The 14,031-nt window shown below is 50.1% G+C and carries 15 protein-coding genes; 8 read left to right on the top strand and 7 right to left on the bottom strand.

Features of this window, described 5'->3' with window-relative positions; all coding sequences use genetic code 11:
• The 3 genes from IQ256_RS25640 to IQ256_RS25630 form a co-directional block, all read left to right on the top strand.
• Positions 1-932, top strand: a 932-nt coding sequence (locus IQ256_RS25640) for a cytochrome c oxidase subunit II (protein ID WP_193858538.1), incomplete at its 5' end; no start/stop codon positions are given.
• A 151-nt stretch (positions 933-1,083) separates the two neighbouring features.
• Positions 1,084-2,760, top strand: coding sequence for a cytochrome c oxidase subunit I (gene ctaD, locus IQ256_RS25635; RefSeq protein ID WP_193858537.1), 1,677 nt, complete (start codon positions 1,084-1,086; stop codon positions 2,758-2,760).
• 130 nt (positions 2,761-2,890) lie between these two features.
• Positions 2,891-3,511 (top strand): heme-copper oxidase subunit III, encoded by a 621-nt coding sequence (locus IQ256_RS25630; RefSeq protein ID WP_193858536.1) that lies wholly within the window; start codon positions 2,891-2,893, stop codon positions 3,509-3,511.
• 168 nt (positions 3,512-3,679) lie between these two features.
• Here the strand turns inward: IQ256_RS25630 and larE are convergent, their stop codons facing one another.
• From larE to fraC, 5 genes are all read right to left on the bottom strand, one after another.
• A complete protein-coding gene (gene larE / locus IQ256_RS25625; protein WP_193858535.1) occupies positions 3,680-4,492 on the bottom strand; it encodes an ATP-dependent sacrificial sulfur transferase LarE in 813 nt (270 codons plus the stop codon).
• Positions 4,493-4,549: 57 nt separating this feature from the next.
• Entirely contained in the window at positions 4,550-5,119 is a 570-nt protein-coding gene (locus tag IQ256_RS25620; RefSeq protein WP_193858534.1) for a Uma2 family endonuclease, read from the bottom strand.
• A gap of 49 nt (positions 5,120-5,168) precedes the next feature.
• Entirely contained in the window at positions 5,169-5,978 is an 810-nt protein-coding gene (locus IQ256_RS25615; RefSeq protein WP_228025277.1) for an ABC transporter permease, read from the bottom strand.
• Positions 5,979-6,105: 127 nt separating this feature from the next.
• On the bottom strand, positions 6,106-7,155 hold the full coding sequence (locus IQ256_RS25610) for a DUF5357 family protein (protein ID WP_193858533.1): 1,050 nt from the start codon (positions 7,153-7,155) through the stop codon (positions 6,106-6,108).
• A gap of 1 nt (position 7,156) precedes the next feature.
• Entirely contained in the window at positions 7,157-7,729 is a 573-nt protein-coding gene (gene fraC, locus IQ256_RS25605; protein WP_193858532.1) for a filament integrity protein FraC, read from the bottom strand.
• Positions 7,730-7,896: 167 nt separating this feature from the next.
• Here fraC and IQ256_RS25600 point away from each other — a divergent pair, with 167 nt between their 5' ends.
• Positions 7,897-9,027, top strand: a complete 1,131-nt coding sequence (locus tag IQ256_RS25600) for a cob(I)yrinic acid a,c-diamide adenosyltransferase (protein WP_193858531.1) — start codon at positions 7,897-7,899, stop codon at positions 9,025-9,027.
• Between the two features lie 16 nt (positions 9,028-9,043).
• On the top strand, positions 9,044-9,646 hold the full coding sequence (locus tag IQ256_RS25595; protein ID WP_228025276.1) for a Uma2 family endonuclease: 603 nt from the start codon (positions 9,044-9,046) through the stop codon (positions 9,644-9,646).
• A gap of 59 nt (positions 9,647-9,705) precedes the next feature.
• Here IQ256_RS25595 and IQ256_RS25590 read toward each other — a convergent pair whose 3' ends face one another.
• Positions 9,706-10,653, bottom strand: coding sequence for a hypothetical protein (locus tag IQ256_RS25590; protein ID WP_193858530.1), 948 nt, complete (start codon positions 10,651-10,653; stop codon positions 9,706-9,708).
• A gap of 117 nt (positions 10,654-10,770) precedes the next feature.
• Positions 10,771-11,622 (bottom strand): alpha/beta fold hydrolase, encoded by an 852-nt coding sequence (locus IQ256_RS25585; protein WP_193858529.1) that lies wholly within the window; start codon positions 11,620-11,622, stop codon positions 10,771-10,773.
• Between the two features lie 242 nt (positions 11,623-11,864).
• Here IQ256_RS25585 and IQ256_RS25580 point away from each other — a divergent pair, with 242 nt between their 5' ends.
• From IQ256_RS25580 to IQ256_RS25570, 3 genes are all read left to right on the top strand, one after another.
• Positions 11,865-12,281 carry a hypothetical protein gene (locus IQ256_RS25580; RefSeq protein ID WP_193858528.1) on the top strand — a complete coding sequence of 139 codons (417 nt, stop codon included), beginning with the start codon at positions 11,865-11,867 and terminating at the stop codon, positions 12,279-12,281.
• A gap of 207 nt (positions 12,282-12,488) precedes the next feature.
• Entirely contained in the window at positions 12,489-12,809 is a 321-nt protein-coding gene (locus tag IQ256_RS25575; RefSeq protein ID WP_193858527.1) for a hypothetical protein, read from the top strand.
• Between the two features lie 148 nt (positions 12,810-12,957).
• Entirely contained in the window at positions 12,958-13,902 is a 945-nt protein-coding gene (locus tag IQ256_RS25570) for a glycosyltransferase family 2 protein (protein ID WP_228025275.1), read from the top strand.
• The last annotated feature ends 129 nt before the right edge of the window (positions 13,903-14,031 follow it).

Here is a 14,031-nt window from a genome sequence, read left to right as displayed (position 1 = left end):
GGTATGGCCAGAATCATGGCCTGATGCCAGTGGCCGCTTCTCAAGAGGCGGAGCTAGTTGATGGGCTGTTCGACACAATGATGACCATTGGCTTTGGCCTTTTTCTGCTAGTAGAAGGCGCGCTGTTAGTGGCCGTTTTTCGATTTCGTCGCAAAGACGGAGATGAGGGCGATGGCGAACACCTTGAGGGAAATATTCCGCTAGAGATTGTTTGGACTGCGATTCCAGCGGTGGTTGTTTTAGGGATCTCTATATACAGCTTTGATGTCTATACCCGTATGGGTGGGCTAGAGCTGATGAAGCACGATATGGGCGGGCCTGGAAAGACCGTCGAAGTCGCCTATGCCGCTGATGCGGTGCCAGGAGGATCGACCTCGGCCTTGGGCGAGTTACCGCTAGCGGGCGACCTGATTAGCGAGGCTGGACTAGGTGCCCCTGTAGAGATGGCAGACAGCGCCCTTTCAATTAATGTGCAGGGGCTGCAATATGCTTTTATCTTCAACTATCCCGACGGCATCATAGATGGTGAGCTGCATATTCCAGTGGATGAGCCAGTGGAGCTGAAGCTAAATGCACAGGATGTTTTGCATGCGTTCTGGCTGCCAGAGTTTCGCATTAAGCAAGACATGATCCCAGGGCAAGAGACTAGGTTGGTAATCAATGCCATTCGCGAAGGCACCTATCCTGTGGTCTGCGCTGAGCTTTGTGGTCCTTATCACGGCGGGATGCGGACTCAGCTGATTGTTCATTCGGCAGAAGACTATGCTGCTTGGGTCGACGAGCGGATGGCGGCTTTGGACAACGGTGAGGCGATCGCAGCCCTACCGCAGCCAGCCATTGAAAAAACAGACGCCGAATACCTAGAGACTTTTGTAGAGCCGCTGCAATTAGCGATCGCGCCTGAAAGCTTAACAACGCTACGTAGTGAATAGCCTTTCGAGCAAGCAAAAGCAGCCTTTTCTAGCAAAATCTTGTCGATCGGGTTTTGTTTACTAGCTACCAAGTAGGCTCACTACCGATCTATCCAGACTATCTGTTCAGACAGAAAAACCAGACGGAAAAACATAGCGACTCAAGATCTGTATGACTATCACTTCTGAACCCAAAGCCTCTAGCCCAGATATGCCGATGCTGCTGGGCAATGAGCGCAAATGGACTGACTACTTTACCTTTTGCACTGATCACAAGGTCATTGGTATTCAATACCTAGTCACGGCCTTTTTCTTCTACTTAATCGGTGGCGCGCTAGCGACGGCAATGCGGACAGAGCTGGCTACCCCGGCCCCTGATATCGTGACGCCAGATGTGTATAACGGCATGCTGACGCTGCACGGCACGGTGATGCTGTTTTTGTGGATCGTGCCGGCGGGTGCGGGGTTGGCAAACTATCTGATCCCGCTGATGATCGGGGCACGGGATATGGCCTTTCCTCGGTTGAACGCGATCGCCTTTTGGATGATTCCACCTTCTGGCATCTTGCTGATCAGCAGCTTCTTTTACGAGCCTCCCCAAGCGGGTTGGACCTCTTATCCACCGCTGAGCCTAACGACAGGTATGTTAGGAGAAGGGATCTGGATCTTGAGCATTCTTTTGGGCGGCACTGCTTCTATCCTGGGCGGTTTGAATTTCTTGGTCACTATCTTAAAGATGCGTATACCGAGTATGCCGCTGACTAAGATGCCTTTGTTCTGCTGGGCGATGATCGCAACTTCTCTGCTGATTTTAATCAGTACGCCTGTGTTGGCAGGTGCCTTGATCTTGCTAGCCTTCGACTTAATTGCAGGGACCGCATTCTTTAACCCTACTGGCGGCGGCAATCCGGTTGTCTACCAGCATATGTTCTGGTTCTATTCGCACCCGGCGGTGTATATCTTTGTGCTGCCGCTGTTCGGTGCGATCAGTGAAGTGGTTTCTGTCCATGCCCGCAAGCCTATCTTTGGCTATCGTGCGATCGCCTACTCCTCGATTGTAATCAGCTTTTTGGGCCTGATCGTTTGGGCGCACCACATGTTTACCAGTGGTACGCCTCCATGGTTACGCATGTTTTTCATGATTACGACTATGGTGATTGCCGTTCCAACGGGGATTAAGGTCTTTGGCTGGGTGGCTACGCTTTGGCGAGGAAAGATTGCCTTTACGAGTGCCATGCTGTTTGCGCTAGGCTTTATCTCCTTGTTCTTAATCGGTGGCATTAGCGGCGTGATGCTAGCAGCCGTTCCCTTCGATATTCACGTTCATGACACCTACTTTGTCGTAGCTCACTTTCACTATGTGCTATTTGGCGCATCTGTATTTGGCATCTTCATGGCGGTCTATCACTGGTTCCCGAAGATGACCGGACGCATGATGAACGAATTCTGGGGCAAAGTTCATTTCGCTCTTTCTTTTGTCGGTATGAATCTTACCTTTATGCCGATGCATGAGCTGGGCTTGAGAGGCATGAACCGACGCATTGCTCTCTATGATCCTCAGTTCACAGATTTGAACGTCATTGCTACAATCGGCGCTTACGTGATGGCCGTCTCTACTATTCCGTTTTTGATCAACGCGGTCTGGAGCTGGCGCTATGGTGAGAAAGCACCCGCAAATCCTTGGCGCGCCCTGACTTTGGAGTGGCAAACCCTGTCGCCGCCGCATATTGAGAACTTCGAAGAGCTGCCCGAGCTAATCACCGGCCCCTATGATTACGGTCTCGGCTACACAGCCGAAAGAGATCCTGAAGAACTCTATGCTCATGCGGTGCCAGCGCCAGCTTCATAGTCGTCAGAAGTTTGAGGGATAGGGAATAGGGGAAAGTATTCGAGAACAACCCTATTCCCTAACACCCCATCCCCCATCTCCCAACCTCTTATCTCCAACCCCTTACCCGCCATTCTCCCCACTCCAACCTATGCAAGGCTCCGTCAACACCACCGAAGGCACCCTTAATCTCGCCCAAGAGAATGCCGCCGTCAGCCACCACGAAGAGCATCCTGACCATCGATTATTCGGTGTGCTTGTTTTCTTGTGTGCTGAGAGTATGCTGTTCTTGGGCTTGTTCATTGCGTACATTACCTTTCGCTTAGTCGCCACAGAATGGCCTCCCGCCGGAACGCCAGAGCTAGAAGTCTTACTCCCTGGTATCAACTCCTTGATTCTGATTTCTAGTAGTTTTGTCATTCACAAGGCAGATACAGCGGTCAAGAACGACAATGTTAGCGGCGTCAAAACCTGGTTTGCCGTCACCATCGTCATGGGCGCTATATTCTTGCTAGGTCAGGGCTACGAGTATGCCAACCTAGAATTTAGCCTAAAGGATAATTTATTTGCCAGTACCTTCTATGTGCTCACAGGTTTCCACGGTCTGCACGTATTCTTGGGCCTGTTGCTGATGGGCGCTGTGCTTTGGCGGGCGCGTGTTCCGGGCCACTATTCTAGTGAAAATCACTTTGGTATCGAAGCGGTTGAACTCTACTGGCACTTCGTTGATGTGATCTGGATTATTCTGTTTATCCTGCTCTATCTTTGGTAGCTCAGATTGAACTCTCTAGCAGCTTAGATTCAATTAATTGAGCTATCTTGGCGGGCTCAAATTAGCTGGCTGTAGCCTGCCTCGGATGCATTCGAGGCAGGCTAGTTTTTTGACGATGCGCTGATCGTCGAAGCGTCTTCCTGCTGACACTCTCTTCCTGACATGCTTTTATACGATCACGCTACTGAGCACTCTGTTGAGCTTGCCACTTTTATAGCCTTCTAAATCCAAGGTGACGTAGGTAAAGCCAAAGCCTTGAAAGGCTGCTACAAGTGTCGGCAAATCGACCTTGCTAGTAAAATCAGCAATCTCTTCTGGCATCAGCTCGATCCGAGCGGTTTCGCCATCTGATCGCACGCGCAAATTTCGATAGCCTAGATCTCGCATATAGCGCTCGGCTCTACCCACTCGGTGGAGTTTTTCTGTGGTGATCAGCTCGCCATAGGGGAAGCGGGAGCTAAGACAGGGCTGGGAAGGTTTATCCCACCAAGGAAGACCTAGCTGTCTGGAAAGTTCGCGAACTTCTAGCTTGGTAATCCCGACTTCGGCTAGTGGCGATCGCACCCCTCTTTCTTTCGCCGCTGCAATGCCTGGTCGATAGTCGAGTAGATCGTCCGCGTTTAGACCATCTACTACATAGTCGTAGCCCAGCTCGTCTGCCAAAGGTCGCAGCGTGTCGTGCAGTTCACTTTTGCAAAAATAGCAGCGGTTCACCGGGTTTGAGGTGTACTGCTCGTTGTCCATCTCATGCGTTTCGACGACGCGATGCACGATGCCCATCTGGGTTGCTTGCGTTTTGGCATCTTCAAAATCTTCTGGCATCAGCGAAGGAGAATTGGCCGTGACCGCCAGCGCGCGATCGCCCAGCACGTCCCAGGCCACTTTTGCCACCAGTGTGCTATCAATCCCACCTGAATAGGCAATCAGGGCACGATCCATCACACGAAAAATAGCTTGAAGCTGGGCCAATTTATCAGACATATTCAGCGTAAAACGTTATGAAACTTCGGCCTTCACTCTAGCGCTTTTGCCAGAAGATTATTTTCCTAGCTTCAGCCAGCCAAAGACAGTACCCAAAGTCAGCTCTAATGGTGCTGCAAACTCTGGAACGCTCAGCTTCTGGTCATCTTGTGTGAATAGCTGAGGATGGGCGTCCACCGCGCAAGTCAAAATTGAGCGCTCCTTTGGATTGATTAGCCAGCCCATTTGAGTCCCGTAGTTTAGGGCATGGAGAACGTTGTCCCAAACCTTTGTCTGGCTTTGCCTAGGAGACAACACCTCAATGGCCCAATCAGGATATCCACTAAACTCATTAACCAATTCACCCTGATCGTTCAAAGGAAGTCTAGACCAAATCAAAATACCGATATCCGGTACGATAGAACGACCGCCAAACGTACACCTCAGTTCTGGAAAAGCAGAAGCGACTTCGCCGACCTCTAAAGCTTGGTTAATAGCCATTGCCAGCCTGAGCTGCAGTCTGATATGTACCGGCTGGGGCATTGGCTTCTGGATGATTTTTCCGTCAATATACTCGCTAGGCGGTTTCGTTTCTGGCAGCGCTAGAAACGCTTCTAGCGTCAGTTTTTCTACGGGGGCTTGAACCATAGCAAAGTAGTCCCATCACTCATTGCTTGAAACCATTCTACTGAAGGAGCTAGAACTGACGCCGTTCAAATACGGTGACTGTTACCGTCAGCAGCAGCGCTGTATAGATCAGGCCGTACGCTGCATTCTCTACCAAACCACCGCCACTAGGCGGTGCCACGAAGCCATTAGCTATCTCATTTTTGAGATTCAACCGCTCCAGATCGGGCAGGACTAAGAACAGCCCTTCTGCTACGCGACGAAAGCTTTCGCTCTCTGCAATTTTGTCTAGTGCCAGGATATTTCGAGTTTCGTGGCCAACGGCAAAAATAGCGAGTGTCATCAGCGTGGCCAGGACTGTGCTTGTGATGACGCCGAACATCATGGCTGCCGCAATCAGTAGCACCATCTCTAAGAACATGAAAGAGGTCGCCAGCAGCATTAGATCTAGCTGATAAGGAACGCCGCTCATAGACAGTAAGCCCAGCATAATTACGGTCAAAGCCCCGATTAAGACGGCCATGACTAGGCTAAGGCCCAGATGCTTACCTAGAATGAATTCTGCTCGGCTGACGGGTTTCGCGATCAGCACGAGTACGGTTTTTTTCTCGATTTCTTTGTTGATTAGGCCCGTCCCGACGAACACAACGACAAACAAAGAGAGAATGTTGATCGCCGCCAGTCCGGTATCTAGGATCAGCTTATCTTCGGTGCCCGCTGCGACTTCTGGCAGCATGGTGATCGCCATCACCATCACGATGGCAAAGACGCCGATGACATAAAGAATGCGATCGCGCACCACTTCTAAAAATACATTGCGAGCAATCGTCCAAATTTTGCCCCAAGTCGTCGAAAATGTCATTGCCAAATTCATCAGCATCTCACCGTCTCTATCAACTGCTACTAATTGCTACGAAAACAAATCATCGCCCATACAATGCCCAGCCGCTCGGGTCTAGGCGACTTCGTATCAAACTTTTTTGTTCTTATCTTTCTCTTTGGCCTTTTTAGCGTTCTCCTTGGCTTGCTTGTTGACTTTCGCCTTGACGCTGCACAGCTAGTTCGCCGCAGTCCACGACGGTCGATCTAGAAGTTGGCGGCGGTTCGTCTGTCTGCGTAGCATCCGTCCCAGTCTGTGGGAGGACAGCTCTAGGTCGATCGGTCGGCAAGATTCTGCAAGTTTTTTGAACATAAAAGCTGCCGTCTCTGCTAGTTGGGCCTGTCCAATTCGCAAATAGATCGAGGAAATAGCCATCTTCTATGGGTCTGAGCTCTCTAGGAACTTCTACCTGCCAGAAGTCTCCTTCGTTTCGCGCGTCTAAAGATTCTTTGGCACGACGGGTAATCGTCTCTAGCCTAGAGCGCCGAGTATATAGCCAGCGCTCGGTTTGATACCATGGCTGGTCGTTGAGTTCTTCCGTGACCTCAGCAGCTATCTCTTCTAATAAAGGGACGCCTTGAGATTGTTGTTCTCTGCCCCGCTCAAAATCATAGACAAAAGCACTTCGATCGAAGCTGCCAACCAGCAGGCTAGGATAGTTATTCACCCAGTCTTGCACTCGAAAGTGGAACAGAATCCAGCTACTTAGCAATAAATTGATCAGCGTTGTCATCACCAGGGTCTTATTCGTCGACTTACTGCGGTTTTTGAGCTTGAGTTCCCAATCGACAAATTTTGGGAGTGCCAAAACGCCGGTAGAAATTAGCGGCCAGCAGGTCAGCGCCCAGCGAAACCGAGTATCTGAAACCCAAGGCTTAAACAAAAATAGACAGAGGACAGCGCCTGTAATCCAAGGGCTAATTGAAAATCCGTATACCTTGATGGGATGCTCTTCTAGTGCCCACCACACGGTCGTCACAAAAAATATCCAGCTAAGGTTAGTCAACAGCGTGACTGCCCATGGATTGTCATCGCCAGTGGACTCGACTGCAGTTGCTACTAGCAACGAGAACAAACTCAGCAGCAGCAGGGTCTGGTACGAGAAATATTTGTCTGGTAACAGCGGCTCCAGTAGGGTCTTGATTTCATCTCTGAATCCGCGAAAGAGGTTTTGCATTTTAAAGGGTCCACTCCTCCGCAACAGCGCGTAGCAATAGCAGCAGTAAGATCACGCTAAAGCTAGCAGCATTGGCCTGGATGACCGTATCTGTAAAGTTGGGAATAGATGCTTGCGTTAGCGAAGCGCCGCCTCTGGCTTTGGCGTAGCGGTCGTCTCTAGAGACTGGTTTTTTGTTTCGAGGGGCCAAGAATTTCCAAGTGTCGTCAGCTCGCAGCATAAACTCTAGGCCCTTGGCTTTGATGAAGAAGGCTAAGAAGAAAACGAAAATAGCGCAGACGAATAGTAAAAATCCTGTTCGGGTAGTCCAACCACTAACTAGTAAGTTGTCAAAGAGCACATAGCTAATGATCTGTTCTCTAATCGAAGCAGAAGCCAGCGGCTCTACTACCAAGAAGACGATCCAGCCAGCGACGACAGTTGCTAGGTTAGTCACTAGCGCGTACTGCACGCTGGTCTGAAATCCCAAACGCAGCCGCTGCCGCAAAATACCCGCTTCTATGACAATTGCGACCATTAGAAACAAAATCTGGAACACAATCGTTCTGATTGGCAATATTGGCTCATATTCCATTGTGGTCTCTACCCATTCTTACCGTTCTTAAAATCGCTATTCTCAAAACTGCTGTTCTCTCAGTCGCTATGCTTGAAGTCGCTTCAGCTTTGCATTGGCTGGTGCTCTTCCCCACGTCGGCATACCGCATAAGATATAACTTAAAGGCGCGTTTGTGTTAGTTTTCTATGCCCAGAACCATCGGTATCCGCACTGCTCAGAACACCAGCGAGCGGCTGACGGGACAAATTCATGTGTATGACGGTGAGGGTAAGGGCAAGTCTCAAGTAGCGCTCGGTGTAGTGCTGCGCTCGATCGGCTTGGGCATTCATCAGTTCATGGAGAGCCGGGTGCTGCTGCTGCGGTTTTTGAAAGGGCCGGGGCGAACCTATGACGAGGATGCGGCGATTGAGGCACTGCAGCGCGGCTTTCCGCATCTGATCGATCAGGTGCGAACAGGCAGATCTGAGTTTTTCGGGCTAGATGAGATTACGAAGTTTGATAAGCAGGAAGCTCAGCGCGGCTGGGATGTGGCAAAGGGCGCGATCGCATCCGGTCTTTATTCCGTTGTCGTCCTTGATGAAATCAATCCGGTTCTAGATCTTGACTTGCTGCCGATTGCCGATGTGATCAAGTCGCTCAAGAATAAGCCCGATCATCTAGAAGTGATTGCTACCGGACGAGGAGCACCGCCACCGCTCGTTGAAATTGCCGATCTGCATTCGGAAATGAAGCCGCAAATTCATCAGACTGCTGCTGATATTGGCATTGAAGGGATAGAGATCTATACAGGCGACGGCAAAGGCAAGTCAACTAGCGCACTCGGTAAGGCACTTCAGGCGATTGGCAAAGGGATTAGTCAAGACAAGTCTCACCGGGTGATGGTGATTCAGTGGCTAAAGGGCGGCAAAGGCTATACAGAAGATGCGGCGATCGCAGCCCTACGCAAAAGCTATCCGCACCTGGTTGACCATCAGCGCTGTGGACGCGATGCCATTGTTTGGCGAGGGCAGCAGCAGCCGATTGACTATATCGAAGCTGAACGCGGCTGGGAAATTGCTAGCACTGCGATCGCCTCGGGTCTGTACAAAACCATCATCCTAGATGAGCTCAATCCGACAGTGGATCTAGAATTGCTGCCAGAAGAGCCGATTATTCAAACGCTATTGCGTAAGCCCAAAGATACCGAAGTGATCATCACCGGACGCTGCAAAAACCAGCCTACCTACTTTCAACTCGCCAGCATCCACTCAGAAGTCTATTGTCATAAGCACTACGCAGAACGCGGCGTCGAACTCAAACGCGGCGTTGATTTTTGACTTAGAATTGAGATTCATGTTAGATGAACCACGTCAGCTCATGATGACACTCACACTCGACATGCAGGCCGCAGATCTTCATATCGGTGAAGCTGAATTCTATCGTCTGTGTCAGGCAAACCAAGACCTGCGGTTAGAGCTGAGCGCCAAAGGAAATTTAATTATTATGCCGCCAACTGGGTGGGATACCGGACACCGTAACTCGACGCTGAATCATCGGCTTGTCAGCTGGGCGGAGAAAGATAAAAGTGGATTAGTGTTTGATTCGTCAACGGGATTCATATTGCCGAATGGAGCGATTCGCTCACCTGATGTGGCTTGGGTATTGCGATCGCGCCTAGAAGCTATTAACCCCAATCCCAACAAGTTCCTTCCGCTTTGCCCTGACTTTGCCGTCGAGCTACGTTCTGCGAACGATCGCCTGCTAGATAGTCAAGCCAAACTTGAAGAATACATAGACAACGGCCTCCGGCTAGGATGGCTAATCAATCCAAAGGACAACGTTGTCGAAATTTACCGACCTCAGCATGCCACCGAAACGCTCCCTCTAATGTCTGCGCTTTCTGGAGACCCTGTGCTGCCCGGATTTAAAGTTGATCTAGCAAAAGTATTTTCGTAGAAACGACCAGATACTACGCCCAGATCTATGCCCAGATACAGCGTCTAAACACCGCCTACTTAGATAAAATGCCTAGACTGTAGGCTATCGGTTCCTGGCAGCTCACCAAAGATCTGAGTTGAGTAGTGCCAGAGCGCCTCTGATGCGAACAGGCTTTGAAAACGAGGATCGTCGGCAAACTGCCGCCAGCGATTGGTAACGTCTAGGGCACTTGCCCGTCCGCTAAGCCGGCTGTCATCACCCGTACCGTCAAAAGAGCTGCCACCGCCAAAAGCAGAGATATTTTCGAGGCCCGCGTCAGAAAAGGGAATGTCTAGCTGGTCAGCTAGCGATCGCCGATAGTCCATATTGCTAAACCAGCGGTTGTAGCTGATGCAAATTCGATTGCGCTTCAGATAGCCGCTCTCCCCGACGAATTCTCTAGCGTGTTCTAGCCACATCTCTACCATCGGTAGCTTTCTCGCTTTGGTTGCCACAAAGTTTTGCTTGAGGCGGCTGGCGAATAAATTAAACGGATCGCGCAGTACTAGCAGCTCAAAGCTTTTCCCGCTTTTGCCGACATACAGGTCTCGATTGCGCTCAAAACGCGGCTGAATAATTTGCCTAAGGCTCCAGTCTTCATAGCTATAGATTAGGCAGTCACGCTTGATCAAATTACCGCTGGCCTGCTGTCGATAGACTTCCGCCTGTTTGTGGTGTTCAGGGTGATAGCGCCGCAAATTGTCTGATTTGTAGCGATAGGGATTGGTGCCTGCCGCCACGTTGTTCAATAGGCAAACGTCCCCAGGCTGCTGTGAGCGTATCCAGTTCAGCACGGCGTGGTTACCGCTGCGGCGCATACCTACTAAGCAAATTTCTTTTTGATTGATGATTTCTGTCGGCTGTGTCCGTTCTTGTATCCGTCGTCGTCGCCAGTCCTGTACAGGATAGATCAAAGCCTCCTTAGCCCGAAAGCCTAGATGACTCAATCGACTAGGGCTACTGGTGCGGTGAATAGGAGAAGACATTTGTTAGCGTTAACCAAGCAGTTATCGGACGATTACCTCATGAGTTCCCACTCACTCACTGCTCGTAACTTTGCTTGCTCGTCATTTCCATAGCCATAGCGCTTCTATTCGCATCGCCTATGTTGCCATTCGGCGCAGAAAAGGCACAACTACCTCGCTAACTTTTTCAGACCAGTCTTCTTGAGCATAGTGCCCAGTCTCTTCTAGCTCAGCCAGCTCGACTTCTTTGAGCGTCTTGGCAAAGTTTTTGGCAAGGGAAACCGGTAGCCATTTATCGGCAATGCCCCAGACAATCAGCGTAGGGATGCTCCAGTCTGCAAAGCCCTGGTCAATTTCGGGTAGAACGCGCTTGAGCTGAAGCTGTTTGACAGTAGCTAAAAGCGATCGCCCGGCGTCCGAGCTTTTTAAAAATGGTTGACGATAGATCTCTAAATCTTTGTCACCAACCTCATAGGGGCCTCCACCTTCTAGCGTGCGATCGACCAAAATTGGGTCTTGGGTAAGCATGTCACCGACGAGCGGAATGCCTAGCTGCGAAATTTTGAAGGGTAGTTTGGCATCGGTGGTCAGTGGCGTGTTCAAAATGACTAGGCGCTCAATCTTGTCGGCATGCTTCGCCGCATACAGCAGCCCTGCCGAGCCTAAAAAGCCCTGAACCACCAGGTAGAATCGGTCGATTTCTAGTGAGTCTAGCCAGGTTTCTAATCCATTTACAAAGGCTTCGGGCGTGTAGTCGAATTCACGCTTGTCTGGTTTAGACGAATAGCCGTGACCGATCCAGTCGGGTGCGATCGCCCGAAATCCCACATCTGCCAAACTGGTCATCACCTCACGCCAGCTGTAGCTTTGCGACACCAGTCCATGTAGTAAAACCACGGGTAGCTTATCTGATTTGTTGATCGGCAGCGCCTCCCGGTAAAACCACCGCAGCCCGCCAGCCTCACATTCTTGCTCTGCAATCTTCGCCACTGGCCTACTCCAAACGCTTGATACCTCTTTGACCTTACTCCTCTGGCAATCACCAGATCAAACACACTAGATTAAACAAGCCGAAAGAACCATACAGAAATAACCTTGGTCGCGGTCTGATGTTTCTGCTGATGTCCTTTGCAGTGTGAAGAGCCAGAGCAAGCAGTCAAAGTGAGCCGTCAAAATAACCGCACGACAAAGATCAAAATGCTACTCTAATCCCAGTTAAGCCACCCATCACCATGAGCGCCACTTCCCCCGATGACCAAGCCGTCGTCCGCCTCCAACAGATCCGCCCCGAGCTGCTCAAATTACACAAAGCGCTGCTTTATTCCGAGCGGACAGTCTATGAGCAAACGCATGGTCCGATTGCCAATAGCGGCGAATTTTTTAGACTGGTGACCGAAGACGAGGCGTTTAGCTGGCTAAGACCTATCTCTCAGTTCATTGTCCAGATTGATGAGCTGCTCGATCTGCGTAAGAAAGACAAAGTAGAACCCGAGAGCGCCGCTATTTTGCTCGAAAAGGCTCGGCTGATGCTAAAGCCCAATAAAGATTCTTTGACCCCTTTGGGTGAGCGGTATTTTCAGGCGATCCAAAGAGATTCTCAGATTGCTCTGATGCATGCGGATATGGCGGACAAGCTGCGGGGAGAGTAGATAGAGAGCAAGTAAACCCCCTATCGCAAAGGAGCACAGTGGAAAGAGCAGAATGGTCATCTAGCGACCGGATACATCCAACGCTAGCTATGCTAGTCAGGAGAATTCCTATGACTATTATAAATTTCGTGAATTTGTGATCGGCTTATTGAGAATAACTTCTAGGATAAAAGCAGTGTTTTGTCTGCGTAAGAAGGGTTTATCTCAATGGATCAGGTGATGCAGCTAGCGTTTGTCCTGCTAGCGAAGTTTGCGATTTGGCTGCGTCCGTTTTTGCCGACTATCTGCTTTGTGTTTGTGTGGGGAGCGATTCTACTCGCTACTTACAACCTCTTTACCGGATTTCGTAAAGGGGTTGAAAACGTTCGCCGCCTGCATCGAATTCCCTGTGCGGGCTGTCAGTATGCCACCAACAGCCACTATATAAAATGTTCCTTGCAGCCCTCTGTCGCCTTTTCCGAAGAGGCTATTGACTGCTCGGACTTTGAGCCGGGTGTTTTGCAAGATCTTTCCGATAAAGCCTACTAACGTCTCTGCGTGCTACTAATGCTCTTTCGGGTTACGAACACTCCCTTGTGACTGAGACAGCGCTAAGCACTCGGTAGCTATACCAGGTTTAGCGCTGGGCGGTTTAGCGTGGCTAAAATTCGCTATTTCCTTATCTTAGCTGGGTTCTATGAATATCAATAGAACCTCATTGGTTGCGATCGCTTTCAAGATCGCTACCCAGCCTGGCGACGATATGTTTTCAATTTTTATTTTGACTTATAACGAGGCACTAGATATTGCTGCCTGTATTGAGTCAGCTTCGCTCTGCGATGACGTGATTGTAGTGGACTCTTTTAGCAGCGATCGCACCCCAGAGATTGTCCAAAACCTCACCCAGAAATACCCGCAGCTTCGCCTAGTGCAGCATGCCTTTGAAAGTCACGGACAGCAGCGCACCTGGATGCTCGCAAATATTAAAACTAAGTACGACTGGGCCTATATCCTAGAAGCCGATGAGCGGATGACCCCAGCGCTGTTTGCCGAATGCACCGCCGCCGTCAGCTCAGCCAAACACGCTGGCTACTACGTCGCCGAAAGAGTGATGTTCATGAACCATTGGATCAAACACAGTACTCAGTATCCTCGCTATCAGCTAAGGCTATTAGACAAAGCTAAAGTCTGGTTTGATGACTATGGCCATACCGAACGAGAAGTGATCAATGGAACGGCTGGCTTTATCAAAGAAACCTATCCTCACTACACCTGCGGTAAAGGATTTAGCCGCTGGTTGGAAAAGCACAATCGCTATTCTACGGACGAAGCCAAAGAAACTATTCGACAGCTATCGACCGGGCAGGTTAGCTGGCAGGCACTATTTGACAGAAAGTCCGAGGTGAAGCGTCGTCACGCCCTTAAAGATCTGTCTTTAAGAGTTCCGGGTAGACCGCTAGTTCGATTCGTTTACATGTATTTCTTCTTGGGGGGATGCTGGGACGGCAGAGCTGGATTTACCTGGTGCGTGCTGCAAGCGTTCTACGAGTATATGATTTTGTTGAAAGTGTGGGAAATCAAGCAGGCGCAGCCGGGCGATCGCCTCTCTACAGACTCGCTAGTCGATAATCCTTTGTCTTAGCTCTAAGGGGGTGACACAAAGGCTACAAGGTTTGTAGGACGGCCATCATAGCTTTCTGCCCCCTCAGATAATATTCAATTTTCCCCCGATTGAGCATCATCAACTGTTGTACTTGTTGTTGGCTATCTT

It is taken from the genome of cf. Phormidesmis sp. LEGE 11477 (assembly GCF_015207105.1).
In the GTDB taxonomy this organism is placed as follows: domain Bacteria; phylum Cyanobacteriota; class Cyanobacteriia; order Phormidesmidales; family Phormidesmidaceae; genus Phormidesmis.
This window is presented reverse-complemented; position numbering and strand designations above follow the sequence as displayed.

What these genes read in the sequence shown, in the direction of transcription:
- ctaD (WP_193858537.1), top strand. Translation starts at nt 1,084, where the DNA reads ATGACTATCACTTCTGAACCCAAAGCCTCTAGCCCAGATATGCCGATG.
- IQ256_RS25630 (WP_193858536.1), top strand. Translation starts at nt 2,891, where the DNA reads ATGCAAGGCTCCGTCAACACCACCGAAGGCACCCTTAATCTCGCCCAA.
- larE (WP_193858535.1), bottom strand. Translation starts at nt 4,492, where the DNA reads ATGTCTGATAAATTGGCCCAGCTTCAAGCTATTTTTCGTGTGATGGAT.
- IQ256_RS25620 (WP_193858534.1), bottom strand. Translation starts at nt 5,119, where the DNA reads ATGGTTCAAGCCCCCGTAGAAAAACTGACGCTAGAAGCGTTTCTAGCG.
- IQ256_RS25615 (WP_228025277.1), bottom strand. Translation starts at nt 5,978, where the DNA reads ATGCTGATGAATTTGGCAATGACATTTTCGACGACTTGGGGCAAAATT.
- IQ256_RS25610 (WP_193858533.1), bottom strand. Translation starts at nt 7,155, where the DNA reads ATGCAAAACCTCTTTCGCGGATTCAGAGATGAAATCAAGACCCTACTG.
- fraC (WP_193858532.1), bottom strand. Translation starts at nt 7,729, where the DNA reads ATGGAATATGAGCCAATATTGCCAATCAGAACGATTGTGTTCCAGATT.
- IQ256_RS25600 (WP_193858531.1), top strand. Translation starts at nt 7,897, where the DNA reads ATGCCCAGAACCATCGGTATCCGCACTGCTCAGAACACCAGCGAGCGG.
- IQ256_RS25595 (WP_228025276.1), top strand. Translation starts at nt 9,044, where the DNA reads ATGTTAGATGAACCACGTCAGCTCATGATGACACTCACACTCGACATG.
- IQ256_RS25590 (WP_193858530.1), bottom strand. Translation starts at nt 10,653, where the DNA reads ATGTCTTCTCCTATTCACCGCACCAGTAGCCCTAGTCGATTGAGTCAT.
- IQ256_RS25580 (WP_193858528.1), top strand. Translation starts at nt 11,865, where the DNA reads ATGAGCGCCACTTCCCCCGATGACCAAGCCGTCGTCCGCCTCCAACAG.
- IQ256_RS25575 (WP_193858527.1), top strand. Translation starts at nt 12,489, where the DNA reads ATGGATCAGGTGATGCAGCTAGCGTTTGTCCTGCTAGCGAAGTTTGCG.
- IQ256_RS25570 (WP_228025275.1), top strand. Translation starts at nt 12,958, where the DNA reads ATGAATATCAATAGAACCTCATTGGTTGCGATCGCTTTCAAGATCGCT.